Origin of the sequence: Curtobacterium oceanosedimentum, from assembly GCF_040545555.1 — a bacterium.
Classification (GTDB): domain Bacteria; phylum Actinomycetota; class Actinomycetes; order Actinomycetales; family Microbacteriaceae; genus Curtobacterium.
In genome coordinates, this window is record NZ_JBEPMD010000006.1 from 229153 (window position 1) to 255276 (window position 26124).

29 protein-coding genes are annotated in these 26124 nt (G+C 72.7%); 12 read left to right on the top strand and 17 right to left on the bottom strand.

Translation table 11 applies throughout. The annotated features are described in order from the left end of the window. Positions 1-20: 20 nt before the first annotated feature. Both ABIC52_RS08845 and ABIC52_RS08850 read right to left on the bottom strand, forming a co-directional pair. Positions 21-1706: a hypothetical protein gene (locus ABIC52_RS08845; protein WP_354027110.1), complete on the bottom strand. Its 1686-nt coding sequence runs from the start codon at positions 1704-1706 to the stop codon at positions 21-23. 93 nt (positions 1707-1799) lie between these two features. Then, a complete protein-coding gene (locus tag ABIC52_RS08850; protein WP_354027111.1) occupies positions 1800-3143 on the bottom strand; it encodes a hypothetical protein in 1344 nt (447 codons plus the stop codon). Positions 3144-3254: 111 nt separating this feature from the next. Here ABIC52_RS08850 and ABIC52_RS08855 point away from each other — a divergent pair, with 111 nt between their 5' ends. Then, positions 3255-3686 (top strand): GNAT family N-acetyltransferase, encoded by a 432-nt coding sequence (locus tag ABIC52_RS08855; protein ID WP_126892230.1) that lies wholly within the window; start codon positions 3255-3257, stop codon positions 3684-3686. Positions 3687-3759: 73 nt separating this feature from the next. Here ABIC52_RS08855 and ABIC52_RS08860 read toward each other — a convergent pair whose 3' ends face one another. Genes ABIC52_RS08860 through ABIC52_RS08870 form a run of 3 tightly spaced genes read right to left on the bottom strand, consistent with a single transcriptional unit; the run spans position 3760 to position 5282 of the window. Continuing rightward, entirely contained in the window at positions 3760-4287 is a 528-nt protein-coding gene (locus tag ABIC52_RS08860; protein WP_126892229.1) for an Lrp/AsnC family transcriptional regulator, read from the bottom strand. Positions 4288-4345: 58 nt separating this feature from the next. Continuing rightward, complete coding sequence (locus ABIC52_RS08865) at positions 4346-4861, bottom strand: hypothetical protein (protein WP_354027112.1); 516 nt, start codon at positions 4859-4861, stop codon at positions 4346-4348. A gap of 31 nt (positions 4862-4892) precedes the next feature. After that, the gene (locus tag ABIC52_RS08870) at positions 4893-5282 is read right to left on the bottom strand and encodes a DUF5997 family protein (protein WP_126892227.1); all 390 of its coding nucleotides are present in this window, start codon (positions 5280-5282) and stop codon (positions 4893-4895) included. A gap of 33 nt (positions 5283-5315) precedes the next feature. Between ABIC52_RS08870 and ABIC52_RS08875 the strand changes: the two genes are divergently transcribed. Together ABIC52_RS08875 and ABIC52_RS08880 are read left to right on the top strand one after the other, a co-directional pair. Beyond that, the gene (locus ABIC52_RS08875) at positions 5316-6104 is read left to right on the top strand and encodes a LysR family transcriptional regulator substrate-binding protein (protein ID WP_126892226.1); all 789 of its coding nucleotides are present in this window, start codon (positions 5316-5318) and stop codon (positions 6102-6104) included. Continuing rightward, positions 6101-6571, top strand: a complete 471-nt coding sequence (locus tag ABIC52_RS08880) for a GNAT family N-acetyltransferase (RefSeq protein ID WP_126892225.1) — start codon at positions 6101-6103, stop codon at positions 6569-6571. Before ABIC52_RS08875 ends, ABIC52_RS08880 begins: the two co-directional genes overlap by 4 nt. A 62-nt stretch (positions 6572-6633) precedes the next feature. On the opposite strand, the gene ABIC52_RS08885 is transcribed toward ABIC52_RS08880, so the two are convergent. Further along, positions 6634-7269 (bottom strand): DNA-3-methyladenine glycosylase I, encoded by a 636-nt coding sequence (locus ABIC52_RS08885; protein WP_126892224.1) that lies wholly within the window; start codon positions 7267-7269, stop codon positions 6634-6636. A 36-nt stretch (positions 7270-7305) separates the two neighbouring features. Continuing rightward, on the bottom strand, positions 7306-7713 hold the full coding sequence (locus ABIC52_RS08890; RefSeq protein WP_250368353.1) for a VOC family protein: 408 nt from the start codon (positions 7711-7713) through the stop codon (positions 7306-7308). Positions 7714-7818: 105 nt separating this feature from the next. Here ABIC52_RS08890 and ABIC52_RS08895 point away from each other — a divergent pair, with 105 nt between their 5' ends. Then, positions 7819-8352 (top strand): DUF3800 domain-containing protein, encoded by a 534-nt coding sequence (locus tag ABIC52_RS08895; RefSeq protein ID WP_209678621.1) that lies wholly within the window; start codon positions 7819-7821, stop codon positions 8350-8352. Between the two features lie 253 nt (positions 8353-8605). Here the strand turns inward: ABIC52_RS08895 and ABIC52_RS08900 are convergent, their stop codons facing one another. Both ABIC52_RS08900 and ABIC52_RS08905 read right to left on the bottom strand, forming a co-directional pair. Beyond that, entirely contained in the window at positions 8606-8932 is a 327-nt protein-coding gene (locus tag ABIC52_RS08900) for a hypothetical protein (protein ID WP_194074877.1), read from the bottom strand. Positions 8933-8956: 24 nt separating this feature from the next. Further along, a complete protein-coding gene (locus ABIC52_RS08905; protein ID WP_066655354.1) occupies positions 8957-10627 on the bottom strand; it encodes a sodium:solute symporter family protein in 1671 nt (556 codons plus the stop codon). Between the two features lie 136 nt (positions 10628-10763). Here ABIC52_RS08905 and aroQ point away from each other — a divergent pair, with 136 nt between their 5' ends. Continuing rightward, positions 10764-11243: a type II 3-dehydroquinate dehydratase gene (gene aroQ, locus ABIC52_RS08910; RefSeq protein WP_126892223.1), complete on the top strand. Its 480-nt coding sequence runs from the start codon at positions 10764-10766 to the stop codon at positions 11241-11243. Between the two features lie 220 nt (positions 11244-11463). Here aroQ and ABIC52_RS08915 read toward each other — a convergent pair whose 3' ends face one another. Next, complete coding sequence (locus ABIC52_RS08915; protein WP_126892222.1) at positions 11464-12060, bottom strand: NAD(P)H-dependent oxidoreductase; 597 nt, start codon at positions 12058-12060, stop codon at positions 11464-11466. Between the two features lie 87 nt (positions 12061-12147). Here ABIC52_RS08915 and ABIC52_RS08920 point away from each other — a divergent pair, with 87 nt between their 5' ends. Further along, the gene (locus ABIC52_RS08920; protein WP_126892221.1) at positions 12148-12615 is read left to right on the top strand and encodes an MSMEG_6728 family protein; all 468 of its coding nucleotides are present in this window, start codon (positions 12148-12150) and stop codon (positions 12613-12615) included. 239 nt (positions 12616-12854) lie between these two features. On the opposite strand, the gene ABIC52_RS08925 is transcribed toward ABIC52_RS08920, so the two are convergent. The 6 genes from ABIC52_RS08925 to ABIC52_RS08950 all read right to left on the bottom strand — a co-directional run bounded on the left by ABIC52_RS08925 (position 12855) and on the right by ABIC52_RS08950 (position 19185). After that, positions 12855-13121: a hypothetical protein gene (locus tag ABIC52_RS08925; protein ID WP_126892220.1), complete on the bottom strand. Its 267-nt coding sequence runs from the start codon at positions 13119-13121 to the stop codon at positions 12855-12857. A gap of 69 nt (positions 13122-13190) precedes the next feature. Then, positions 13191-14375, bottom strand: coding sequence for a cysteine desulfurase family protein (locus tag ABIC52_RS08930; protein WP_354027113.1), 1185 nt, complete (start codon positions 14373-14375; stop codon positions 13191-13193). 4 nt (positions 14376-14379) lie between these two features. Beyond that, the gene (nadC, locus tag ABIC52_RS08935) at positions 14380-15345 is read right to left on the bottom strand and encodes a carboxylating nicotinate-nucleotide diphosphorylase (RefSeq protein ID WP_354027114.1); all 966 of its coding nucleotides are present in this window, start codon (positions 15343-15345) and stop codon (positions 14380-14382) included. Continuing rightward, positions 15342-17141, bottom strand: a complete 1800-nt coding sequence (locus ABIC52_RS08940) for an L-aspartate oxidase (protein ID WP_354027115.1) — start codon at positions 17139-17141, stop codon at positions 15342-15344. Before ABIC52_RS08940 ends, nadC begins: the two co-directional genes overlap by 4 nt. A 41-nt stretch (positions 17142-17182) precedes the next feature. Continuing rightward, positions 17183-18454, bottom strand: coding sequence for a quinolinate synthase NadA (gene nadA, locus ABIC52_RS08945; protein WP_126891947.1), 1272 nt, complete (start codon positions 18452-18454; stop codon positions 17183-17185). Between the two features lie 8 nt (positions 18455-18462). Further along, positions 18463-19185 carry an NUDIX hydrolase gene (locus ABIC52_RS08950; protein WP_153257444.1) on the bottom strand — a complete coding sequence of 241 codons (723 nt, stop codon included), beginning with the start codon at positions 19183-19185 and terminating at the stop codon, positions 18463-18465. A 97-nt stretch (positions 19186-19282) separates the two neighbouring features. On the opposite strand from ABIC52_RS08950, the gene ABIC52_RS08955 reads away from it, so the two are divergent. From ABIC52_RS08955 to ABIC52_RS08965, 3 genes are all read left to right on the top strand, one after another. Then, on the top strand, positions 19283-19564 hold the full coding sequence (locus ABIC52_RS08955) for an acylphosphatase (RefSeq protein ID WP_174234739.1): 282 nt from the start codon (positions 19283-19285) through the stop codon (positions 19562-19564). A 166-nt stretch (positions 19565-19730) separates the two neighbouring features. Then, a complete protein-coding gene (locus tag ABIC52_RS08960; protein WP_209678636.1) occupies positions 19731-21215 on the top strand; it encodes an MDR family MFS transporter in 1485 nt (494 codons plus the stop codon). A gap of 70 nt (positions 21216-21285) precedes the next feature. Further along, positions 21286-22533: a D-arabinono-1,4-lactone oxidase gene (locus tag ABIC52_RS08965; protein WP_354027116.1), complete on the top strand. Its 1248-nt coding sequence runs from the start codon at positions 21286-21288 to the stop codon at positions 22531-22533. Positions 22534-22583: 50 nt separating this feature from the next. Here ABIC52_RS08965 and ABIC52_RS08970 read toward each other — a convergent pair whose 3' ends face one another. Next, complete coding sequence (locus ABIC52_RS08970) at positions 22584-23075, bottom strand: 2'-5' RNA ligase family protein (protein WP_354027117.1); 492 nt, start codon at positions 23073-23075, stop codon at positions 22584-22586. A gap of 237 nt (positions 23076-23312) precedes the next feature. Between ABIC52_RS08970 and ABIC52_RS08975 the strand changes: the two genes are divergently transcribed. From ABIC52_RS08975 to ABIC52_RS08985, 3 genes are read left to right on the top strand one after another with little or no spacing between them, the layout of a single operon-like run. Then, complete coding sequence (locus ABIC52_RS08975) at positions 23313-24263, top strand: MetQ/NlpA family ABC transporter substrate-binding protein (RefSeq protein WP_126891943.1); 951 nt, start codon at positions 23313-23315, stop codon at positions 24261-24263. Beyond that, the gene (locus ABIC52_RS08980) at positions 24263-25303 is read left to right on the top strand and encodes a methionine ABC transporter ATP-binding protein (protein WP_354027118.1); all 1041 of its coding nucleotides are present in this window, start codon (positions 24263-24265) and stop codon (positions 25301-25303) included. The genes ABIC52_RS08975 and ABIC52_RS08980 overlap by 1 nt, the downstream gene beginning before the upstream one ends. Further along, complete coding sequence (locus ABIC52_RS08985; protein WP_126891941.1) at positions 25300-25974, top strand: methionine ABC transporter permease; 675 nt, start codon at positions 25300-25302, stop codon at positions 25972-25974. The genes ABIC52_RS08980 and ABIC52_RS08985 overlap by 4 nt, the downstream gene beginning before the upstream one ends. The last annotated feature ends 150 nt before the right edge of the window (positions 25975-26124 follow it).

A 26124-nucleotide genomic window follows, 5' to 3' on the forward strand; every position in this document is an offset into this window, starting at 1 on the left:
GCCCCTCCGATCCCCTGGTGTCAGGCGGTGCGCTTGCGGAGCAGGAGCATGCCGGCTCCGAGGAGCAGGAGCAGGAACGCGATGCCCGCGGGGACCGTCTGCGAGCCGGCCCCGGTGTACGCGAGCTCGGGCTGCGCAGCCGCCGCAGGAGCGGTCGCCGTACCCGCCGATGCCGACACGGTCGGCCGGGAGGCACCGGTCGCCATGACCGCGCCGGCCGCGGTGACGTCCGTGGTCGCGACCGGGACGGTGGTCACGCCCGGCAGGGAGGTGCCGGGAGTGGTGCCGCCGGGCACGGTCGTGCCGGGGTCGGTGCCCGGGTCAGTTCCGGGGTCCGTGCCCGGGTTCGTTCCCGGGTCCGTGCCGGGGTCGGTACCCGGGTCCGTGCCGGGGTCGGTACCCGGGTCCGTACCCGGGTCCGTGCCGGGGTCGGTACCCGGGTCAGTGCCCGGGGTCGTGGTGCTGGTGCCGTCACCGACGATGCCGATGCCGTTCCCACCGATCGTGATCGGCACGCTGATCACCGGGACGACCTGCGTCCCACCGAGCAGGCCGCCGTCACCGGAGGTCGTGCCACCCGCGGTCGGGGTCGTGCCCGAACCCGTGCCCGTGCCCGGGGTCGTCGTGCTGGTGCCCTCACCGACGATGCCGATGCCGTTCCCGCCGATCGTGACCGGGACGGACACGACCGGAGCGACCTGCGTCCCGGAACCCACGCCGTCGTCACCCGACGTCGTGCCACCCGCGGTCGGGGTCGCACCCGAGCCGGTGCCCGGAGCGGTGCCGGTGCCGGTGCCGGGCGTCGTGGTGCTGGTGCCCTCACCGACGATGCCGATGCCGTTCCCGCCGATCGTGATCGGCAGGTCGACGACCGGCGACACCTGCGTGCCACCCAGCACCGCGTCGTCACCCGACGTGGTGCCACCCGCGGTCGGGGTCGAGCCCGAGCCCGTGCCGGAGGTCGGCGCCGTGCCCGTCGCGAACCCGTCACCGAGCACGCCGATGCCGTTGCCGCTGACGGTCACCGGGACGGACACCACCGGGGCGACTTGCGTCCCGGAGGCGATGCCCTCCGACCCGGACGTCACCGGCTCAGCGGCCGCTGCCGCCGGGCTGCTCGTCGCCGGGGCCGGAGCGGTCGCCGGAGCGGCTTCCGCATCCCCGACGACCCCGACGGCGTTGCCGGAGACCGACACCGGAGCGGTGACGTCACCGACGACCTGGGTGCCCGACGCGACACCGTCCGAGCCGGACGTCGTCGCAGCCGGAGCAGCAGCCGGAGCGGGTGCCGGAGCGGGTGCCGGCGCCGGCGCCGGCGCGGTCGCAGCGGCGTCGCCCGCGACGGCGACCGCGTTCCCGGTCGCCTGGACCGGCGCCGTGACGACGGGTGCGACCTGGGTCCCGGAGGCGATGCCGTCCGAGCCCGAGGTGACCGGCGCAGGCGCCGGAGCCGGTGCAGGTGCCGTCGGGGCGGAAGCGGCCGGAGCCGCCGGCGCCGGTGCGGCGGTGGACACGGCGTCGCCGAGCACCCCGAGGGCGTTCCCGGAGACGGACACCGGCGCACTGATCGACGGTGCGACCTGGGTGCCGGACAGGAGACCGTCGTCACCGGAGGTCGTGGCAGCGTTCGCCGCGCACGCCCCTCCGAGCGTCAGGCCGCCGACGAAGAGGGTGAACCAGAGCCCTCTCGAGACGTACTTGTTCATGGTCGTTCGTTCCTCTGCTGATCGAGATCTGTCGTCCGACCGCGATGGCGGCCGGGTGGTGCCTGCCTGCCGTGCCGGACAGGCGCACCGATCTCAGTCAGGAGCGACGTCGTGGTCGCCGACGACGGACGCGGGGACCACGTCGTCGGCGAGGTTGCCGCACGACCCCGCGGCGAGGGAGAACCGGACGCCGGACGTGCCGTCGAGTGCGACGGGCGCAGCGCCCGCGGACCCGGAGGAGGCACCGCCGGTGGTGCCCGAGACACCCGGGCCGGACGGGAGGCCGTCGTGGCCGTCACCGTCCGCCGGGACGCGGAGTGCTGCGCCGCCGACCGTCGCCGCGACCGGGGCGGCGGCACCGACGACGGTCGCGGCGGTGGAGCGGTCGGCGACGATGCCGCGGTCGCGTACCTCGTCGGCCGGTGCCGGAGCAGCGGCGGTCGCGACCAGCGCAGCGCTCGCGGCGTCCGGAGCAGCCGTGGCGGCGGTGGACGAGGCGGCAGCGGGTGCGCTCGGCCGGGTGTCCCCGGGGAGTCCGACCGAGCCACCCACCGGGGCCGGCGCGACGTCCGGGACGGGCAGCGCGCCTCCCGGCAGGAGGGGCGGCAGGGCCGGCGTCACGGGGAGCGGCAGGAGGGGCGGGAGTGCGTCCTCGACCGGCGGGAGGACCTGCTCGACCGTCCCGGGCAGCGCGCCGACGCTCGACCCGACACCGCCGACCACGTCGTCGACGATGCCGGTGACCGGTGCGGTGACGCTGCCGACGGTGTCGCCGCCGAGCAGGTCGCGGGTCACCGGGAGCGCACCGATCACGCCGTCGACGGCGTCGACGACGCCCGCCACGGGGCGGGCGTCGGTGACCGACTGCACCGTCTCGGTGACGGGCTGGAGGACACCGGTGAGGGTGTCGGTGAGCGGCCGGGAGGCACTGCTCGCCACGCTCGCCTCGCCGGCGGTCGTCGGCGTGGCCGGGACCGCGGCGGTGCCGGTCGGCAGGGGCACCGAGACCGGCGTCGTCTGCGGGGCGGCCGGAACATGCTGAGGAGCCGGGGCCGGCTGCGGGGCCGGAGCCTGCTGGGCGGCCGGTGCCGCGGGGGCGGCCGGCGCGGCGTGCTGCACCGGAGGCGCGGCCGGGACCGGACGCGCGGGAGCGGGCGCAGGAGCCGGAGCCGGAGCGGGCGGAGCGACGGCCGTGCGGACGGGGGCGACCGCACGGTCGACGGCCGCGCCGACACCGTCCGCGGCGCCCTGCACCGTCCCACCGACGTCCTGGACCAGCCCGCCGACCAGCCCGCGTTGCTGGGGAGCACCCTCGGCCGCTGCGGCCGGACGAGCACCGAGGAGCAGCGAGAGCAGCACGAGCGCAGCGGCGACACCGACGCCGACGACGACGGTCCGGAGCAGCGCGCGCCAGGGGTCGCGCAACGGCTGGTCCATGCGCTCACCTCCTGATCTCGGCTGCGCACGTAGAGTGGTTGACCGGCACTGTACGCCGATCGATCCCGGACCGGAACCGGTCTCGGAAGGAATTCTCAGGAAAGGCCGCACGTGGTCTCGATCTTCTCCGCCCCGACGCGCAACCTCGACATCGTGACGCTGCACGAGATCCTCCGGCTCCGGCAGGACGTCTTCGTCGTCGAGCAGGAGTGCGCCTACCCGGACATCGACGGCCGCGACCTCGAGCCGGGCACGGTGCAGTTCTGGGCCGGTCAGGGCTCGGTCGACGCCACGCTCCGACTGCTCCGCGAGGACGACGGCACCGAGCGCATCGGTCGCGTCGCCACCGCCCGGCACGCCCGGTCGCAGGGGCTCGGGGCGCAGCTCATGGAAGCGGCGATCGCGGAGTCCCGCTCGTCGTCGATCGCGATCAACGCCCAGGCGCACCTCGAGCAGTGGTACGGCCGCTTCGGGTTCGTGCGGTCCGGTGACGACTTCCTCGAGGACGCCATCCCGCACGTCCCGATGACGCGCACCCGCTAGTCGTCCTGCGGTCCGGGTCCCACACGGGCGGGACGTGGTCGATCCGGGCCGGGCGCGGGCGTCGTCGGTCGGGTCAGGCGCGCCAGCGCCGCAGTTCGTCGAACGACCGTCCCTGGTGCGCCCGGTCCGCGACGAGCCGTTCGAAGACGATGTTCGTCTGCGTCGTCGCCACCGCCGGGTCCCCGCTCAGCTCGTCGGCGACGAAGTCCCGCAGCTGCTCGGTCGAGGTGCACGCGATGTGCACCAGGAAGTCCTTGTCGCCGGCGAGGAACGAGACGTCCTGCACGACGGGCACCCGGAGCAGGCGCTTCGCGAAGTCGCGGAGCTCGTGCCGGGCCGCGGCGTGCACCCGGACGGACACCATCGCCTCGATCGCGAACCCGAGCCCGGCGACGTCGACGTCCGCCCGGTACCCGCGGATGATCCCGGCGTCCTCGAGTGCCCGCACGCGCGTGAGGCAGGTGGAGGGCGCGACCCCGACCGCAGCGGCCAACCGGTTGTTGGGGATCCGGGCATCGGCCGCGAGGGTCCAGAGGATGCGCTCGTCGACCTCGTCGAGGCGCGGCGCGGGATCGGGGCGACGGACGGTTCGGTCGGACACGCCCCGAACGTTACCGCCGGAGGGCCCCGGCGCCGGGTCGCGGCACTCCGCGCCTGCGCTACATCGCCAGGGTCATCCCGACCACGGCCACCGTCATCGCGAAGACCTCACCGCTGCGGACGGCACGACGGTCCTCACGCGCCCACTCGTACCGGAGCAGCCAGCCGCTGAACCCGCAGTAGCCGATCACCCCGGCGCCGAGCACCGCGGACAGCGCGATCCCGTGGCCGGCGTGCCCGTCGGCGAGACCGGTGGCGTGCCCCATCAGCAGCATGCCGGCCATGACGACCGAGGACAGCGCCCGGTGCACGTCCATCGGCTCCGCCCGGCGTCCGTCGGGTCGCCGGCGCCGCAGCACCGGCAGCGGCGCCAGCAGCAGCAGCGCGGTGGCGGCGAGCAGCGTCCACGACGGCCCGGCCTGCACGACGGGGAGCACCATCGCCACGAGCATCACGGCGGCGGGGACGATCACGCCGGGACGGGGCCGGTAGCGGTCCCCCACGATGCAGCACACCGACGCGAACTGCGGCATGACGAGCATCGCGTCGGCGACGGTCTCGTGCACGGCGGTCATGGCGAGCTGCGTCCGGGGTGGGTCCGGTCGGTCAGTCCTGGGCGCGGGCAGCGGCCTTGTCGGCGCGCTCCTGCTTCACGCGGGCGTTCTCGGCGTGCACCTCGGCCTGCGTCGCACGCTCGCGCACCAGCCACTCGGGCATCTCCTGCAGCAGAGCCTTGACCTCGGCGGTGGTCAGCGGCTCCTCGACCCCGGCACGCACGAGACCGGAGATCGACACGCCGAGCTTCTGCGCGACGACCGGACGAGGGTGCGGCCCGTCGCGACGGAGTTCCTCGAGCCACGCCGGCGGCTGCGTGCGGAGCTCGTCGAAGGCGGTCCGGGTGACCGGTTCCGCGCGGAACGACTCCGGGGCTGCCGCCAGCAGGATGCCGAGCTTCTTCGCAGCCGTCTCGGGCTTCATCGTCTGTTCCTGCGCCATGCGTACCAGGGTACGGCCCCTACACTCGGTTGCATGACCGCGACCCTCACCATCGCCTTCGTCCCGGGGGTCTCCCCCGCGAAGTGGGTCCGGGTCTGGCGGGAACGCTTCCCGGACGCCGAGCTCGGCCTGCTGCCGATCGGCCCGACCGAGGTCGACGAGGCACTCACCGGCGAGGCGGACATGGCCTTCGCACGGATGCCCGTCGGCGCACACCTCAACGCCATCCCGCTGTGGACCGAGACAGCCGTCGTCGCGATGCCGAAGGACGCACCCCTCGCCTCCTCCGACGTCGTGACCGAGGCCGACCTGACCGACGTGCACGTCGTCGACGCCGGCCCGGTGCCGGAGGACGTGTCCGCCGCCCTCGACCTCGTCGAGGCGAACGTCGGCGTCGTCGTGCTCCCGCAGTCACTCTTCCGCGCGGCCAGCCGGAAGGACCTGGTGGCGAAGCCGCTCGACGGCGCCGCGGGCACCCGGATCGCACTCGTGTGGCGCGATGCCGACGTGTCCGACACGACCGAGGAGTTCATCGGCGTGGTCCGTGGCCGCACCGCCAACAGTTCGCGGAACGCCGCGGACCGTTCGGGAGGCGCGACGGACGTCGACGACGGCGGCTCGCGCGGCGCACGGGACGGCTCCGGAGCCGGTCGCGGCTCCGGCAGCGGCGCCCGCTCCGGCGGTGGCAAGGCCACCGCGAAACTGGGATCTGGTGGCAAGGCGGGCGGCAAGAACGCCCGCAAGCCGCGCGGGTCGGGGCGACCGGGCACCCAGCGGCTCGGCAACGGCAAGCCGAAGCGCGGGTCCAAGGGCAACCGGTGACGGACACGCGGCTCGTCCCGATGCCGGCCACGCGCCTCCCGGCCTGGCTGGACCGCACGATGGCAGAGTACGTCGAGTCGCGGATGCGGGCCGGCGAGACCCGCGAGCAGGCCGAGGCGAACAAGCAGCGGTCGCTCGACCAGTGGTTCCCGGACGGGGCGCCCCTGGCCGACCACTTCCTCTGGGACCTGGTCGACGCAGAGGACACCGTCGTGGGCTACCTCTGGATCGGACCGTTCTCGCCGGGCAGCACCGAGTGGTGGGTCTTCGACGTCGAGGTCGAGGAACAGCACCGCCGCCGCGGCCACGCCCGTCGGGCGCTCGAGGCCGGACAGCGTGTCGCCCGCGAGCACGGCGCCACGACCATCGGCCTGAACGTCTTCGGCTACAACACCGGCGCGCAGGACCTGTACGCCTCCCTCGGCTACCGCGTCACGGCGACGCAGATGCAGCTCCCGCTCGACTGAGCAGGGTCGTCCCGGGCCCGAGACACCGTCCGGCACGGCCGCGTCGTCGGGCTCGGTCTCCGTCAGGCCCAGACGCCGGACGTGCCGCGACGGTGACTGCCGAGGAGGTGCGTGTCGACGATGCCGAGTGCCTCCATCAGGGCGTGCATCGTCGTGGGCCCAACGAACGCGAACCCGCGCTTCCGCAGGGCCTTCGACAGGGCCACGGACGCCTCGCTCGTCGTCGGGACCTCGGCGATCGTCCGCGGCGTCGGTGTCGCGTCCGGCCGGAAGGACCACACCAGGTCGGCGAGGCCGCCGTCAGCGCGCAGGGCGATCGTCGCGTTCGCGTTCGTCATCGTCGCGCGGATCTTCGCCCGGTTCCGGACGATGCCGGCGTCCCCCATCAGACGCTCGACGTCGTCGTCGCCGAAGGTCGCGACCACGTCCGGGTCGAAGTCCGCGAAGGCCGCTCGGAACGCGGGGCGCTTGGCCAGGATCGTGCGCCAGGACAGTCCGGACTGGAAGGCCTCGAGCGACAGCCGCTCGAACACCCCGCGTTCGTCGCGGACCGGCATGCCCCACTCGGTGTCGTAGTACTCGCGGAGCATCGGGTCGGTCGCGGCCCAGACCGGACGTGCGAGGCCGTCCTCGCCCGTCACCAGGCCGTCGGGGGTCGCCGTCGGGTCGTCGGGGGTCGCCGTCGAGTCGTCGCTCACCCGTCCATCCTGGCGGAACGCACCGACGGCGAGGGGTCACCGGTCGGCGTCGTCGCCCGTCATCGCGGCCTGGTCCATCCAGACGTACTCCCACCGGTGGCCGTCCGGGTCGGTGAAGCTGCGCTGGTACATGAAGCCGAGGTCCGTCTCGGGGCGGTCCTCGTTCCCGCCGCTCATGACGGCGGCGTCGACGATGCGGTGCACCTCGTCCTTCGAGGCTGCGCTCAGCGAGTTGATGACCTCGATCGTGCTCGGGTCGGCGATCGTCTTGTCCGTGAACTCACCGAACTTCGCGTGGGTGAGGAGCATCACGTACACGGTGCTGCTGACGACGATGCATGCGGCGGTCTCGTCGGTGAACTCCGGGTTCACCGTGTACCCGAGCGCCTCGTAGAAGCCGACTGCCCGGTCGAGGTCGGCGACCGGCAGGTTGATGAACACCATCTGTTCCACGGTGGTTCCCTTCGCTCGCACAGAGCGTCTCTCGACCTCGCCCGCGGCGCAAGTCACCGCACCCACCCCCGGAGTGATATGCAGTACGTTGCCCGGATGCACACCGCGTACGTCGACGAGTCAGAGCCGGGCGGTGGGCTCGCCCACACCGTGTACGTCATGGCCGCGGTACTGGTCGCGGACGATCGAACGGATGAACTGCGCGCGGCAGTACGCATGACGACACCCGAGCGGATGCGGAAGCTGCACTGGTACGAAGCGTTGCTGAGTCAGCGCCTGACCTGGATCGGACTCCTGGCCCATGCGATCTCCGTGGTCGTCGTCCGGTACGGAGGTGCGCCCGCACGCGCAGAGCGGCGCAGGCGGCGTTGCATCGAACGGTTGATCTGGGAGCTGGAGCAGCGCGACGTGCCGTCTGTCGTGATCGAATCTCGCGGTCGTGCTCGCGATGCGGGCGACGTCTCGATGCTCGAGTCCCTTCGTGACCGGGGCGTCGGCAGGAGCGTCCGCTACGAACACGTTCGTGGCGTCGACGAGCCACTCCTCGCACTCGCGGACATCGCCTGCGGTGCGCATGCTCGCGGGTTGCTGCCGACCCGCTCCGACGACGTCCTCGTGGTCGTTCACTAGCCCAGGACAGCGCAAAACCCCGGTCCCGCGCTGGCTGCAGGAAACTCCGGGGCTCACTTCCGGCCGAGCAGCACCCGACCGACATGTCAATGTTAGGGATGTCGAACGGCACCGTCAAGCCCCATGGGCCTCCGGGTCGCCCGGTGTCCCCCAGAACGCTCGAAGTGGGAAGCGAGAACGGGCGTACCAGGTCGGATCGACCGACCAGGTACGCCCGTTTTCACCAAGTGTGCCCGCTCCCGCAGGGGCGAGCTCAGACCCGCTCGCGCCCCTCGCCCGCAGCGCGCTGGTCGGCCTCGGCCTCGGCCTGGCCGACGATGTCCTCCGCCGGCACCGGGTTCAGCCGGTCCCACAGGAAGAAGAGCAGCCCGCCGACGAGCAGCGACAGCCCGACCCACAGGTTGATGTGGATGCCGCCGGTCTTCTCGGGGTCGGTGTCCCAGTGGACGATCCCGACGATGGTGGTGATCACGCCGTAGAGCACGAACAGGCCGCCGAGGATGCGGCGCAGGTCGAGTCGGCGGGTGGAGCGGACGAGGGCCGCCTGCTCCTCGGTGAGCTTCGTGGTGTCCTCACGCATGGGAGTACTCCTTCGGGTCCGGGCCTAGAGGAACGGCAGGTAGAGGGCGACGCAGAGCACGAGCGCGACGGTGCCGAGCAGCGCGGGCGAGCGGTACCAGGCGGTGTCCGTCGCGACGGCCCCGGCGGTCATGTCGATCTTGCCGACGCCGTACACGAGGCCGCCGAGCTCCGACACGTCCTTCGGCTTCGTGGCGAGCGAGACGAGCACGCCCACGACGAGCACCGTGACGAACGAGATGATCGCGCCGTACATCGTCTCGGCGGTCGCGGTCGAGAAGAGCGACGGGTTCACCAGGTACGCGATCCAGGTGATCGTCGGCGTGACGATGCCGAGCACGTATCCCCAGAGCGCGCCCTGGGTGGTCATCCGCTTCCAGAGCAGTCCGAGGATGAAGACGCCGAACAGCGGGGCGTTGAAGAACGAGAACAGCGTCTGCATGTAGGTCATGATGTTGCCGGCCTGCGCGGCGAGGAACGCCGTGCCGATGCCGACGACCACGCCGACGACCGTGACCCAGCGGCCGGTCTTCAGGTAGTGCAGGTCGGGCATGTTCGGCTTGATGTAGCGCTGCCAGATGTCGTACGTGAAGACGGTGTTGAACGAGGACACGTTCGCCGCCATGCCCGCCATGAACGAGGCGAGCAGACCCGTCACCGCGATGCCGAGCACACCGGTCGGCAGGTACATCTGGATGAGCTTCGGGATCGCGTCGTTGTAGGTCAGCTCCCCCGACGCGAACTGGTTGCCCACGACGGCCGCGGCGATGAGACCCGGCACGACGACGATGAACGGGATGAAGAGCTTCGGGATCGCCGCGATGAGCGGGGTCCGGCGGGCGGCCGACATGTTCTTCGCCGAGAACGCACGCTGCACCTCGGTGAAGTTCGTCGTCCAGTAGCCGAAGGAGAGCACGAAACCGAGGCCGAGCACGATGGCGAGCCAGTTCGCCCCGATCGGGTTCGTCACGTCGCCGATGCCGGTGCCCGTCCAGGCCTGCAGGTGCTGCACGCCCTGGGTCTGCTTGATCGCCTCGGTCAGGCCACCCCAGCCGCCGACGCGGTGCAGGCCGACGATCGTCAGCGGCACGAGGCCGGCGATGATCACGAAGAACTGCATGACCTCGTTGTAGATCGCGCTGCTGAGGCCACCGAGGGTGATGTACGCGAGCACGAACGCGGCGGACACCAGGATGGCGAGCCACTCCGGCCAGCCGAGCATGGCCTCGATGACGATCGCCATCGCGTAGAGGTTGATGCCGGCGATGAGCACGTTCGACACCGCGAACGCGATCGAGTTCACCAGGTGCGGCGCCTTGCCGAAGCGGCGGAGCATGAACTCCGGCACCGACCGGACCTTGGACCCGTAGTAGAAGGGCATCATCACGAGGCCGAGGAACACCATCGCGGGCACGGCACCGATGAGGTAGTAGTGCAGCGTCGCCATGCCGATCTGCGCGCCGTTCGCCGCCATGCCGAGGATCTCGGTCGCACCGAGGTTCGCGGACACGAACGCCAGGCCGGTGATCCAGGCCGGCATCGAGCGGCCGGACAGGAAGAAGTCCATGCTCGTCCGCACCTGCTTGCGGGCGGTGAACCCGATGCCGATGACCACCGCGAAGTACACGATGATCATCAAGTAGTCGACCCAGCCCAGTTCGAGCCGGATCCCGTTGGTCGCCGCAGCGAGAACCATGCGATCTCCACATCAGTGTGTTGCAGTCGGCAACTGCGCCGACCCGACCGGGAACGTTACACCGCGATGTGACCGTTCACATAGCCGACGCATCCGTTGCCGTTGCCGCCGCCCCGTCGCTCGGTAGGCTCTCCCCATGAGCGAGCCGGCCACCGACACCACGACACGCCCGCGGCGGATCCTCGTCCTGAACGGGCCCAACCTCGACATCCTCGGACGGCGCGACCCGGCCCAGTACGGCACGGTGACGCTCGCCGAGCTCGAGGCCATCGTGCACACCGAGGCGGCGGTCCACGAGCTCGAGGCGGACTTCCGGCAGACCAACCGCGAGGGCGAGCTCGTCGAGTGGCTGCACGAGGCGCTCGACGACTTCGTCGGGGTGGTCATCAACCCCGCCGCCTACGCGCACACCTCGGTCGCACTCCACGACGCGGTCGAGGCGCTGAGCGTCCCCGTCGTCGAGGTGCACCTGTCGAACACGTGGAAGCGCGAGCCGTTCCGGCACGTCGACCACGTCGCGACCGCGGCGACCGCGGTCATCGCCGGCGCGGGCGCCGACGGCTACCGCCTGGCGGTCGCCCACGTCGCGTCCCTGGTGGCCGACCCGACCGACTGACGGCCCGGAGGCGCGGCACCCGCCCGCCCCGCGCCTCCCGTCCGCCCCGTCCCCGTCCCGTCCGGTTCCTTCCGGTCGTTCGGTGGCACTCCGAGCGGGCGACATACGTCACGGCCGCGGCCGATGGTGACGTACGTCGCCCACTCGGTGGACGACGTGCGGCGTGTCGTGCCCGTTCGGCGGCACGTCGTACGACCGGGGGGCGGCGGGCGTGCGGCGGCTAGAAGTCGGCGGGACGCCGGACGTCGTCGGCACCGACGGCGGCGAACCCGCCGCGGACGATCGGCAGCGCTCGCCGGACGGCCTGGTCGATGCGCAGCTCGAGGTCCACGCTCGCGATGTCGTAGCCGCCCTCGCGCTTGGTGAAGTCCCGTTCGTTGCCGAACACGCCGAGGGGCAGGGTCGTCGACTGGAAGAAGCCGAACAGCGGCCGCATCTGGTGCTCGACGAGGAGCGCGTGCCGGTCGCTGCCGCCCGTGGCGGTGAGGAGCACGGGGGTGTCGACCAGGTCGTACTGCCCGACCCAGTCGAAGAAGAGCTTGAAGGCACCGGAGTACGCCGCGCGGAACGCCGGGCTGCCGACGACGAGCACGTCCGCGGCCTCGACGGTCTCGAGTGCCCGGCGCGTCCCGGCCGACATCGCCTCACGCGAGGGTGCGGCGCCGAGGTCCGCGAGCAGGGGCCCGATCTCGACCTGTGCGGTCCGGGCGTCGGGCAGGTCCTCCGCCAGGCGCGCCACCGTCGCCGCGACCAGGGTCGAGGTGCGCGAGGGGTCCGATGGGCTGCCGCTGACGCCGACGACGAGTGCTCCGTCCATGCGGTCGATGCTCACACGTCGTCGGAGGGCCTGCCCGGGTGTGACGACTTGTGTCGCGGTCCAGCGCCCGCGGGTACCGTCCGGGTGATGCAGACGTTCCTGCCGTACGCCGACTTCCGTGCCTCGGCCGAGGTGCTCGACGACAAGCGGCTCGGCAAGCAGCGCGTCGAGACCCTGCAGGTGATGCGGGCACTGACCCTGCCGGACTACGGCTGGCAGCACCACCCCGTCGTCGCGATGTGGCGGGGGTACCGTCCGGCGCTCATGGCGTACCAGGACGCGACGTGCCGGGTGTGGCTCGAGCGAGGGCACGCGGACACCTGCCTGGAGAAGACGCTCGCCGACCTCGGCCTGGTGCCCGAGGACCTGGTGGCGTACGAGCGCGGCGAGTTCGCCGTCCCCGCGTGGAACACCGACCCGGCGGTGCACGAGTCGCACCGGTCGAAGCTCGTGCAGAAGGCACCGGAGCACTACCGACCGCTGTTCCCCGACGTGCCCGCCGACCTGGACTACGTCTGGCCGGGTGTCCCGGAGCCGCCCGCGCCGACGCACTGACCCGAGGAGCGCGACGCCACCGCGGCCCGCCGTGGACTGACAGGGGGGCTGGCGCCGGTCAGGGTCCGGCGCCACGTCCACGACGGGCGCGGTGGCCGCTCGGACACGACGACAGGGGATGTCGTGTCCGGCGCCGGACGCGGTCAGGGGACCTGCGTCCGGTCAGGAGCACCGCGGGCCCCGGCGGGGGGACGGGGCCGCGGTGCTGGCCTCGGGTGGTTCCTCGGTGCTGTTCGGGATCAGGGTCGTTCGGTGTCCCCCCGGTACCGGTCCGTCTCGCTGGGTGCGGGCATGGCTCGACGGAGTGCCGCGGTGCCGACCGTCGGGAGCAGGGCACTCACGACGGTGGCGAGTGCCCCCACGGTCGCGATGGCGCCGAGCGGGGCGGTGCCGAGGTCGTGCTGCGCGGCGAGGGCGAGGGCCACCACGGTCGCCGGAGCCGGCAGGAGCTGCACCGCACGGAAGGGGGCCTCCTGTCGGTGCCGGGTCGTGATCGCATTCGCCATGACCCCATCGTGTCGGACGATCACTGTCCGCAGAAGGGGGGACACCACCCCAACTATGGAGTAGAACGTCTAGTACGCCCTCCCGAGATCGCGGACGGCGGCGACCGACGCGGCGACCGCCTCCACCACCGCGGGGACGTCCGCGTCGGTCAGCCCGGCGTCGAACGTGAGCCGGAGCGCCGTGCGTGCGGTGTCCTCCGGGAGTCCGAGCGCGGTGAGGACGTGGGAGGCCTCGGTGCTCCCCGCGGCACAGGCACTGCCCGACGAGGACACGACGTCGCGCGCCTCGAGCTCGAGCAGCACGGTCTCGCCGTTGACCGCCGCCGGACCGCCGGGCACCCCCGGGAAGCAGAACGACGCGTGTCCCGGCAGCCGACGCGACCGGGTCCCCGTCGATGCGGCTCCGGTCAGCACGGCACCGGGCACCGATGCCAGCACCCCCTCGACGACGGCGTCCCTGGTCGTGGTCGCGCGGGCAGCGGCGACCTCCCGGGAGGCCTCGACGAGCGACACCGCGGTGGCGAGGGCGACGGCGCCCGCGACGTCCTCGGTGCCGGACCGCCGCCCCCGCTCCTGTCCCCCGCCGTGCAGCAGCGGCTCGAGCCGTACCCCGCCCCTGACGGCCAGGGCACCGGTGCCCTTCGGTGCGCCGAGCTTGTGCCCGGAGAACGAGATCGCGTCGACGCCGAGCAGGTCGAGGCCGAGGGGCAGCCACGGCGCGCTCTGCACGGCGTCGGTGTGGAACCGGGCGCCGACGCCGTGCGCGACCGCCGCGAGCGCCGGCAGGTCCTGCACGGTGCCGATCTCGTTGTCGGCGTGCGCCACCGAGACGAGCGTGGTGTCCGGACGGACGGCCCGCGCGAGCGCCTCGGGGGTGACCGTACCGTCGTGCTCGACCGGCACGAGCGTCACCGTGAAGCCGTGGTGCCGCTCCAGGTACCGGCAGCTCTCGAGCACCGCCTCGTGCTCGATCGCACTCGTGACGACGTGCCGCCCGCGGGGCGAGGCGAGCGCGATCCCCTTCACGGCGGTGTTCGCACCCTCGGTGCCGCCGGTGGTCAGGACGACTTCACCGGGACGGCACCCGAGGAACCGGGCGATGGTCGCGCGGGCGTCGGCGAGCCCCCGTGCGGCCGCGTCACCCACCCCGTGCGTGGAGGACGGGTTGCCGAAGACGCCCGTCAGGTACGGCCACATCGCCTCGAGCACCTCGCGGCGGACCGGCGTGGTCGCGGCGCGGTCGAGGTAGAACACCGTGTCAGCCGCCGGTCACCCGGGCGCCGTCACCGGCGAGCGCAGCGGTGACGTCGACGTCGAGCCCGAGGTCGAGCGCCCGGGCCGAGTGGGTGAGCGCCCCGACCGAGACGACGTCGACCCCGGTCCGCGCGATCGCGCCCACGGTCTCGAGCGACACCCCGCCGGAGGCCTCGACGAGCGCCCGGCCGGCGACCAGGCGCACCCCCTCGACGAGCTGCTCCGGCGTGAAGTTGTCGAGCATGATCGTGTCGACCCCGGCGGACACGACGGGTTCGACCTGGTCGAGCCGGTCCACCTCGACCTCGAGGTGGACGGTGTGCCCGAGCCGACCGCGGGCATCGCGGACGGCGTCGCCGATCGAGGTGCCGCCGGCGAGCAGCACGGCCAGGTGGTTGTCCTTGGCGAGGACGGCGTCGGACAGCGAGTTCCGGTGGTTGTGCCCACCACCACAGCGCACGGCGTAGCGCTCGAGGGCGCGGAGGCCCGGCGTCGTCTTGCGGGTGTCGGTGACCCGCGTAGCGGTCCCCGCGACCGCCGCGACGTACCGCGCGGTGACGGTCGCGATGCCGGACATGCGCTGCACCAGGTTGAGCCCGACCCGTTCGGCGCGCAGGACCGAGCGGGCGGGCCCCTCCACCGTCGCCAGGACCTGCCCGGCCGCGAACGTCCGGCCGTCGGACAGGTGCAGCTCGGTCCGCACGGCGGGGTCGACGGCGTGCATCACGGCGGCGAAGACCTCGCCGCCGGACAGCACGCCGGGCTCACGGGCGGTCAGGGTCGCGGTCGCGCGGGCCTCGACGGGGATGAGCGTCTCGCTGGTGACGTCTCCCCACGGAGCGTCCTCCTCGAGCGCGGTCTCGATCACCCGGCGCAGGGCGTGCGGCGGGACGGCCCCGGGGTCGGACGGTCCGGCGGGACGGACGCCGGACACGTCGTCGGTGTCGGTGGCGGGGACGGTGGCGGTCATGCGGGGACTCCCTGCTGGGCGTGGGCGGAACGGTCGGACACGGCGGCGTGGACGGTCGGTGCGGCGTGGACGACCGGTGGGTGTCCGGCGTCGACGGCCCGGGACCACCCGACCGACACCGGCGCGGCGGGGTCGGTGTCCGGGTGGTCGGTCCGGGCGTGCGCGCCGCGGGACTCGGTGCGGGCCTCGGCGGCGAGCGCCGTGATCCGCGCGAGGTCGAGCAGGGCGCGGTCCTCGTGGTCCCGCACGGAGCGCGCCACCGGCGGCCGGAGCGCGGCGAGCGCGCGACGCGCGGCCGCCAGTCCGTCCGCGTCACGGAGCAGCCCGACCCGCTCCGTCATCTCGGTCTGCACCGCCTGCCGGAGGTGGGTGGCACGGTCGGGGCGGGGCGGGCCTCCAGGCAGTCGCCCGTGGTCCGTCCGGTGCCGGGTCGGGTCCGGTCCCGACGGCTCCGATGCCGTCGGGTCCGATCCCGACGGTTGCGGCCCGTCCGGTGCAGTCCCGTCCGGCCGGGAGGCACGGTGCGGGTCCGCCACCACGCCCACCCGGTCGTCGGGCACGGTGTGCACCGGCAGGCCCGCGTCGCCGCGCAGGCGCAACCGGGCGGGTCGCGGCGCGCCGACGGCGTCGGCCGTGCGCACGCCGAACACGAGTCCCTCGAGCAGCGAGTTGGACGCGAGCCGGTTGGCCCCGTGGACGCCGGTGCAGGCGGCCTCGCCGACGGCGAGGAGTCCGGGGAGGCTGGTGCGGCCCTCGCTGTCGGTCGCGATCCCGCCCATCGCGTAGTGCGCGGCCGGGGCGACGGGGACGCCCTCGCGGGTCCAGTCGAAGCCGGCCGCACGGGTGGCGCGGGTGAGGCCGGGGAAACGCGTGACGAGCCGGTCCGCTCCGAGCCCCGTGGCGTCCAGGAGCACGGGGGTGCCGCCCTGGTCGCGGACGGCAGCCGCGATGCCGCGGGCGACGACGTCGCGCGGCGCGAGTTCGGCGTCCGGGTGGACGGCGGTCATGAACCGTCGGCCGGCCGCGTCACGGAGGACGGCTCCCTCGCCGCGGACCGCCTCGGACAGGAGTCCGCCGTCGGGGACGGCCAGGCGGGTCGGGTGGAACTGGACGAACTCCAGGTCGGCGAGGACGGCACCGGCGCGCCAGGCGGCGGCGACCCCGTCCCCCGTCGCGACCAACGGGTTCGTCGTCTCGCGGTACAGGTGGCCGGCGCCCCCGGAGGCGAGCACGACCGTGTCCGCATCGATGCGTCGGGGCTCGCCGAGCAGGTCGAGCACGTCGACGCCGACGACCGCGCCGTCCCGGACGATCAGGTCGGTGAGGCACGTCCGCTCCAGCACCGTCACGTGCCGGCGGAGCAGGGCGGCGACCAGGCTGCGTTCGATCGCGGCACCGGTGGCGTCGCCGTCGGCGTGCACGACCCGCCAGCGGCCGTGGGCGGCCTCGCGCCCGCGGGCCAGGTCGTCGCCGTGGCGGTCGAGGGAGTCGGGATCCGTCGTCCGGTCGAACGGCACACCGAGCGCGAGCAGGTCGCGTACCCGGGCCGGCCCGTCGGCACAGAGCAGCGCGACGGCACGCGCGTCGGCGCTCCCGACGGCGGCGGTGTGCGTGTCGTGCTCGTGGAGCGCGACGGTGTCGTCGGCACCGAGCGCGACGGCGACGCCGCCCTGCGCGGCGGCGGTGGCACCGTCGGCGAGCGCGCCCTTCGTCACCAGGGTGACGTCGTGGCGGGCGCTGGCGCGGATCGCGGTGGTGAGCCCGGCGATGCCGGACCCGACGATGACGACGTGCACGGTGCGGTCCCCGTTCTCCGGTGTCCTCGGCCGCCGGTCCGTCAGCCCCGGGGCTTCGCGGCGAGCATGCGCTCGAGCGCGACCCTGGCGTCGGCCTGGACGTCGGCGGGGACCGTGATCTCGTTGAGGACCTCGCCGCGGACGAGTGCCTCGAGCACCCAGGCGAGGTAGCCCGGGTGGATCCGGTACATCGTCGAGCACGGGCAGACGACGGGGTCGAGGCAGGTGATCCGGTGCTGCGGGTACTCGGCCGCGAGCCGGTTCACCATGTTGATCTCGGTGCCGATCGCGAACGACGTCGGTTCGGTGGCGGCCGCGACGGTGCGGCGGATGAGGTCGGTGCTGCCGGCGGCGTCCGCGGCGTCGACCACCGCCATCGGGCACTCGGGGTGCACGATGACCTGCACGTTCGGGTCCTCACGCCGGGCCTGCTCGATCTGCTCGACGGTGAACCGGCGGTGCACCGAGCAGAAACCGTGCCAGAGGACCACCTGCGCGTCGAGCAGGGTCTGCTCGTCGTTGCCGCCGAGCGCGTTCCGGGGGTTCCACATCGGCATACGGTCAGTGCTGATCCCCATGGCCTTCGCGGTGTTCCGGCCGAGGTGCTGGTCGGGGAAGAACAGCACGCGCTGCCCCCGCTCGAACGCCCACTCGAGCACGGTCGACGCGTTCGACGACGTGCAGACGATGCCGCCGTTCCGGCCGCAGAACGCCTTGAGGTCGGCGGCGGAGTTCATGTACGTGACGGGGATCACCGGCACGCGGCCGTCGGCGTCGGGCTCGGTGCCGTAGACCGCGGTGAGCTCGGCCCAGGCCGCCTCGACGCTGTCGATGTCGGCCATGTCCGCCATCGAGCAGCCGGCGGCGAGGTTCGGCAGGATGACGCGCTGGTCGTCGCGGGCGAGGACGTCCGCCGTCTCCGCCATGAAGTGCACCCCGCAGAACACGATGGCCTCGGCGTCGGGCTTGGTCAGGGCGGCGTTCGCGAGCTGGAACGAGTCGCCGAGGAAGTCCGCGTGCCGGACGACCTCGTCGCGCTGGTAGAAGTGCCCGAGCACGACGACGCGGTCCCCCAGGGTCGCCTTCGCCCGCACGATGCGCGCGTGCAGCTCGTCGTCACTCGCGGTCTTGTACTCGTCCGGGAGCTGTCCCTGTCGCGGCGCCGATGTCGGGATGACGTCGGACATCGACGAACCCGGACCGTAGCCGGGGCGGGCGTCGAAGTCCCATGTCGGCATCGCGAGGTCGGGCGTGCAGGTGCTGCCGTCGGCCTTGCCGTTGGAGATGAGCTCGATCGTGGTGGCGATGGACACGGTGGTTCCTATCGGTTCTGCGGGTGGTGCGGCCAGGGGTGGGCGGGCTGCAGCGGGCCGTTGTCCGCGTAGGCCAGGTCGGGATTCGAGCGGTACAGCCGAGCCGGGCGGTGCCGGTCACCGCTCGTGGTCTCGTCCGTCGCGATGACGGCGTCGGACTGCGCGACCTGTCGGCGGAAGTTCGCCGGGTCGAGCGTGCGGCCGAGCACCGCCTCGTAGACGCCACGGAGCTCGGCGAGGGTGAACCGGTCGCCGAGGAACGCCTGCGCGATGCGCGAGTACGACATCTTGTTGCGCAGGCGCCACAGCGCGTACTCGACGATGCGGTCGTGGTCGAACGCGAGCGCGGGGTGCTCGTCGGCCAGGAACCACCGGACGTTCCAGTCGTCGGGGACGGACTCGGCCTCGTCCGGGTGCACGAGCGCCCAGTAGACGATCGACACGACCCGGCTCGGCGAGCGGTCGACGTCGCCGAACGCGTAGAGCTGCTCGAGGTAGCGCGGCTGCACGTTCGTCGTCTCCCGCAGCCGAGCGGCGGCGGAGTCCTCGAGCCCCTCGTCCGGGCCGACCCAACCGCCCGGCAGCGCCCACGAGCCCTCGAAGGGGTCGGTCACGCGGCGCACCAGCGGCATCCACAACGCCGGGGTGCCGGTGTCCGGGTGCGGGCGCAGGGCGACGATCACGGTGGAGACCGCGACGCGGATGCTGGAGGGACCTGTTCGTGTCATCATGACTCTTAGTGTTCGGGTTGCGATGACACTATCACCGTTCACGAGACCGGAACAGATCCGTAACGTGTCCGGGACCACGCCTGCCTACAGTGACGGCATGACGACGGTGACGAGGGTGCACGCCGTGGTGTCCGGCTCGGTGCAGGGGGTCGGCTTCCGGTACTGGACCGCACGCAAGGCAGACGGGCTGGAGCTCGACGGCTACGCCAGGAACCTGTTCGACGGGACGGTCGAGGTCGAGGCCGAGGGGCCGTCCGAGTCGGTCGAGGCGCTCCTGGCGTTCCTGCACACCGGCCCGCCGACGGCCACCGTGACCGAGGTCGCCCGGCGCGACGTCGTGCCGCACGGCGACGGCGACGGGTTCGCGATCCTGCGCTGACCACGCGCGGGGTCGGGGTGTTCACGAGGACGACACACGGAAGCGGAATACTCGGATCCGTTCAGGCTGTTGCCTCGTCTGCGCAGTCCGTGCCGTCGTGCACGCCGTCACCCCCGTGCGCACCGTCACTCCGTCGTCACTCCCCCGTCACTCCCAGGAGCCCCGCATGACCCAGGCCGTCGATTCCGCCCCGCGCACCGGGAGCGTCTCGCAGCCCTCCGCCGGCGAGACCAGGCTCGTGATCGGGCTGCTGCTCGTCTCGGCGTTCGTCGTCATCCTCAACGAGACGATCATGGGCGTGGCGCTGCCGCGGCTCATGGAGGACCTCGACATCTCCGCGGCGACCGGGCAGTGGCTCACCACCGGCTTCCTGCTGACCATGGCCGTCGTGATCCCGATCACCGGGTTCCTGCTGCAGCGCTTCAGCACCCGGCAGGTGTTCATCACGGCGATGGCGCTCTTCTCGGTCGGCACGCTCGTCGCCCTGGCCGCCCCCGGCTTCCCCGTGCTGCTCGTCGGCCGCATCGTCCAGGCGAGCGGCACCGCGATCATGATGCCGCTGCTCATGACGACCGTCCTGAACCTGGTCGAGCCGGCCCACCGCGGCCGGATCATGGGCAACATCTCGATCGTGATCTCGGTCGCGCCCGCGGTCGGCCCGACGATCTCCGGTCTGATCCTCAACGCGTTCTCGTGGCGTTGGCTGTTCGGGTTCGTGCTGCCGATCGCGATCGCGGCGCTCGTGCTCGGCGTCCTCAAGGTCCGCAACGTGACCACGCCCCGACGTGCGCCGCTCGACGTCCTGTCGGTCGTGGTGTCCGCCGTGGCGTTCGGCGGGATCGTCTTCGGACTGTCCAGCTTCGGCGAGGCCGGCTCGACCGGTCCGCTCGTCCCCGTCCTCGCCCTGGTCGTGGGCTTCGCGGCGCTGGCGTTCTTCGTCGTCCGGCAGACCCGCCTGCAGCGCACCGACAGCGCACTGCTCGACCTCCGCACCTTCCGCACGAAGGGCTTCACCGTCCCGATCGTGGCGATGGGCATCAGCTTCATGGCGATGTTCGGCACGCTGATCCTGCTGCCGATCTACCTCGAGCGCGTGCTCGGGCTCGAGGTCCTGACCGTCGGGCTCCTGCTGCTGCCGGGTGGTCTGCTGATGGGGCTGCTCTCCCCCGTGGTCGGTCGCATCTACGACCGCCGCGGACCGCGTGTGCTGCTCGTCCCCGGGTCGATCATCATCAGTGCCGTGCTCTGGGCGCTCTCCACGGTCGGCGTCGACACGAGCGTGTGGTTCGTCCTCGGTGCCCACGTCGTGCTGAGCATCGGCCTCGCGCTGACCTTCACGCCGCTGTTCACCGCCGCGCTCGGTGGCCTGCCGCCGAAGCTGTACTCGCACGGCAGCGCGGTGCTCGGCACGGCGCAGCAGCTGGCGGGTGCCGCGGGCACGGCGCTCTTCGTCACACTCCTGACCATCGGTGCCGCGACGGCGGGCGCCGACGCCGACGCCGCCGGGGTGGCCGCAGCGACCGCCTCGGGCGTGCGGACCGCGTTCCTGGTCGGCGGTGTCATCTCGGTCGTCGGCATCCTGACGTCGGCGTTCGTCCGCCGCTCGGCCACGCCCGAGGGCGCCCCCGCCGGCGCTCCTGCGATGCACTGACCCGGAACACCACCGGACCGGGCCGCGGTCCGCGATGCCACGTCGACGACGGCGTGGCATCGTGGACGGCATGCGGTCGACGGCGCGCGAGGTCAACTGGTCCGGCACGGTCACCTACTCGGCCGAACGGGTGGAACGGCCGCGCTCCCTCGAGGAAGCCGCCGACCTCGTCACGCGGTCACCCCGGGTGCACGGGCTCGGCACCCGACACTCGTTCAACGACGTCGCCGACGCCCACGGAGTCCTGCTCGACCTGACCGGGCTCCCCACCGACCTGGTCGTGGACACCGCGGCCGGCACGGCCTCGATGGGTGCGGGCACCCGGTACGGAGTGGTCGCGCCGGAGCTCGACGCCGCCGGGGTCGCCCTGCACAACACCGGCTCGTTGCCGCACATCTCGCTGGGCGGCGCGATCGCCACGGGCACGCACGGCTCCGGCACGACGCTCGGGTCGCTCAGCACCGCCGTCCGGTCCTTCGAGCTCCTCGGCGCGGACGGGACGGTGCGGACGGTCCGACGCGGTGACGACGACTTCGACGGCGCCGTGCTGCACCTCGGGCTGCTCGGCATCGTCACACGCGTCGAGGTCGACGTCGAACCGTCCTACCGGATGCGGCAGGACACCTACGGACCGATCCCCTGGGACCGGTTCGTCGCGCACGTGGCCGACGTGCACGCCGCCGCCTACTCGGTGTGCTCGTACACCGTGTTCGGGGACGCGATCAGCGAGGTGCTGCTGAAGACCCGCGTGCCGGTCGGGGCCGACGACGTCGACGTCCCGGAGGCACTGCTCGGCGCGCCCAGACTGCCGGGACGTCCGGCGGACGGCCACGTCACGGCCCGCGACGGCACGGTGGGACCGTGGTGGGACCGGCTCCCGCACTTCCCGATCGACGCGGTGCCGAGCGTCGGGTCCGAGGTGCAGAGCGAGCACTTCGTCCCGCTGCGGCACGCGGCCGCCGCACTCGACGCCCTCCACGGGCTCGCCGACCGCATCCAGCCGCACCTGCACGTCTGCGAGCTCCGGACGATGGCCGCCGACCCGTTCTGGCTCAGCCCCACCCAGGGCGAGGACGTGCTCTGCATCGCCTTCACCTGGCGGAAGCACCCGGAGGCCGTCGCGGCGTTGCTGCCGGACCTCGAGGCACGCCTCTCGCCCTTCGACGGGCGACCGCACTGGGGCAAGACGAGCTCGCTCGACGCCGACGCGGTCGAGGCGCTCTGGCCGCGCCTGGCCGACTTCCGGCGGCTGGTGGCGGCGGCCGACCCGGAGCGGCGGTTCGCGTCCGCGTTCGGCGAGCGGGTCCTGCGGACCTGAGCCGCGCCTCCCGGCGGGTCCACCCGCTCCGCGGACCACGCGACCACCGATCACCCGACGGGCGTCACCGTCTTCGTCACGCCGTCCCAGTGGCGGACACCGCCGACCGTCAGGGTCTCGGGCAGCGGGGTCGCCCGGAGCGTCGCCACGGCGGTGGGCAGGTCCTCGTCGCGCACCCGACGGGCGAAGGAGACGTGGGGCGACCACGCACCGGGCAGCGAGGTCTCCACGGCGTCCGCTGCGACCCGGTGGACCGCGGTGTGGAAGGCCGACAGCACCGGGTCGACGACGACGGCCCGGACGAGCACGGACCGCCCGGCACCCGCGGGGAACAGCAGGAGACCGCCGAGCCGGAGCGTCGTCGGCACGGGTGCGTCGAAGCCCTGCGGGACCGGCAGCGCGTCGCCCGCGGCGAGCGTGACGTGCGGGTTGTTCGTCCCCGACCGGCCGAGGCTCGGCAGGTCGGCTGCCGTCAGGGCGTCCCACGCGGCGCGCACGGCGGCGTCGGAGTCGGGGTCGAGGACGAGTTCGATGCTGCGCACGCTCCGAGTCAACCAACTCGCGCAGGGTCCTGCGCTCGCCCCGCGGCGCCTGTGGACGACGGCGGAGATGTAACACGGCGGAACGCATCGTGCGTGTCGCGCCGCGGGCAGCCACACTCGGAACCTGGCCGCGCATCCCGCGGCACCCCACCGCACCGCCCGTGCACGCCGACGTCCGGGCCCGCCACGCCCGGCCCCGCGCCACCCGTCCGGGCACGTCCCCCACGAGGAGCACCCATGTCCGCAGCACCCGTCCTGCCCGAGAAGCCGAAGGGCAGGCGTCCCGTCGGCTGGATCATCGCCGCCGTGGTCGTCGTGGTCGCGATCGTCGTCGCCGTCGTCGTGGCGGCCGTCCGCTCCGGCGGGTCCGACGGCGCTACCTCCGGTGACGGCGCCGGCAAGACCGTGACGATCGGTGTCGCCGACAAGTCGCTCGGGTACTGGAGCACCTACACGAAGCTCGCGAAGGACGAGCTCGGTGTCACGGTCAAGCTCACCAACTTCTCCGACTACTCGCTGCCGAACCCCGCGCTCAAGGACGGCCAGCTGGACATCAACCAGTTCCAGCACATCCAGTACCTGGCGGACTACAACGTCACCTCGAACGACGACCTGCAGCCGATCGGCTCCACCGCCGTGTACCCGCTGCCGCTGTACGCCACGGAGTACTCGAAGCCGAGCGAGCTGCCCGAGGGTGCGAAGGTCGCGATCCCGAACGACTCGATCAACCAGGCGCGTGCGCTCCTCATCCTGCAGTCGGCGAAGCTGCTCGAACTCAAGGACGGCGGGTCCGCCTTCTCGACCACGACCGACATCGAGTCGTCCAAGGTCGACGTCCAGCCGCTCGACGCCTCGCAGACCGCGAACGCGCTGCAGCAGGGCTCCGTCGCCGCCGCCGTCGTGAACAACAACTTCGCCACCGCCGCGAAGCTCCCCACCAGCGACATCGTCTTCCAGGACGACCCGGCCAGTGCGAGTGCCGCTCCCTACGTGAACGTCTTCGCGGTCCGCGACGCCGACAAGGACAACACGACGTACCTCGACCTGGCGAAGCTGTTCCAGGACGACGCCGTGCAGCAGGCCTTCAAGAAGGACCTGCCCGAGGCCGTCTCCCGCGACGAGAGCGCCACGAAGCTCCAGGACGAGCTCGCGAAGGTCGAGCAGGACGCGAAGGCGGCCAAGCAGTAGTGCCCGCCCTCGTCGAACTCCGCGGCGTCTCGAAGCACTACCGCCGCGCCGACACCGGCGAGACCGTGGTGGCCGTCGAGGACGTCTCCCTGGACGTGCACCAGGGAGAGGTCCTCGGCGTCATCGGGTACTCCGGTGCCGGCAAGTCCACCCTGGTCCGCCTCGTCAACGCCCTCGAGCTGCCCTCGTCGGGCAGCGTCACCGTCGGCGGCCGGGAACTCACCGCGATCCCGGAGAAGGAACGGCGCCTGGCGCGTCGGAACATCGGGATGATCTTCCAGCAGTTCAACCTGTTCCGCTCCCGCACCATCGCCGGGAACGTCGCGTACCCGCTCAAGGTCGCGGGCGTCGCGAAGGCCGAGCGCGACCGCCGCGTGGCCGAGCTCCTCGACTTCGTCGGGCTGCTCGAGCGCGCCCACGCCTTCCCCGAGCAGCTGTCCGGCGGGCAGAAGCAGCGCGTCGGCATCGCCCGTGCGCTCGCCTCGAACCCCGAGCTGCTGCTCGCCGACGAGGCCACGAGCGCCCTCGACCCGGACACCACCTCCGAGGTCCTCGCGCTCCTCCGCCGCGTGAACCGCGAGCTCGGCGTCACCATCGTCGTCATCACGCACGAGATGGACGCCGTCCGGCAGATCGCCGATCGCGTCGCCGTCATGGAGAGCGGTCGCGTGGTCGAGGTCGGTGACGTCTACGACGTGTTCGCCTCGCCGCAGACGCAGGCGGCGCAGCGCTTCGTGCGCACCGCCCTGCACGACCGCCCGTCCGGCGAGCAGCTCGCCCGGCTGCGCCAGCACCACCGCGGCCGGCTGGTCACGGTGCAGATCACCGACGAGGTCGGACTGCAGAACCGGATCGACGCCGCGTTCCGCTCCGCGGGGGTCGCTGCCGAGCTCGTGTTCGGCGGGGTCGGCGAGATCCGCGAACGCCGCATCGGCTCGCTCACCTACGAGCTCACCGCGGACGACCCCGCGGCCGTCGACCGCGCGCTCGGTGCCCTGCGCGACGGACGGATCACCGTCGACGAGGAGGCAGCAGCGTGAACGGCAACGGCTTCCAGAGCGTGATCGACACGTCGGACATCTTCTTCGCGGCGATCCGCGACACCCTCGTGATGACGCTGGTCTCCCTGGTGTTCGCCGGTGTGATCGGCCTGGCGCTCGGACTGGTCCTGTACGCGACCCGTCCGGGCAACCTGCTCGGCAACCGGGCGGTCTACACGATCGTCAACGTGCTCGTGAACATCGTGCGCCCGATCCCGTTCGTGATCTTCCTGGCCGCGATCGCTCCGCTGTCCCGCGTCGCCGTGCAGACCACCATCGGCGTCCCCGCGGTGACGTTCGCGATCTCCCTCGCGGCGTCCTTCGCGGTGTCCCGGATCGTCGAGCAGAACCTGCTCGCGGTCGACCCCGGGGTGGTCGAGGCTGCACGGGCATCCGGCGCGCACCCGGTGTCGATCCTGCTGACGGTGCTCATACCCGAGGGCGTCGGACCGCTCATCCTCGGCTACACGTTCATCTTCGTGGGCATCGTCGACATGACGGCGCAGGGGGCCCTGATCGGTGGCGGCGGCCTGGGCGAGTACGCGATCGTGTACGGCTCGCAGCGGTACGACTGGTGGATCGTCTACGTGTCGGTGGCGGCGATCGTGGTGATCGTCCAGCTCGGGCAGTTCATCGGGAACCGGCTCGCCAGGGCGACGCTGCGTCGCTGAGGCGACCACACGACGCAACGGGAGGCGCGGGGGCCGCGGGGCCCCCGCCCCCCCCCCCGCCGGGGGGGCCCGTTCCCGGAAAGGCGCGGGGCAAGTACAGGTAAGCCCGGTCCCCCCCCGGCGGGGGGGGTACCCGCGGCGCGCGGCGGT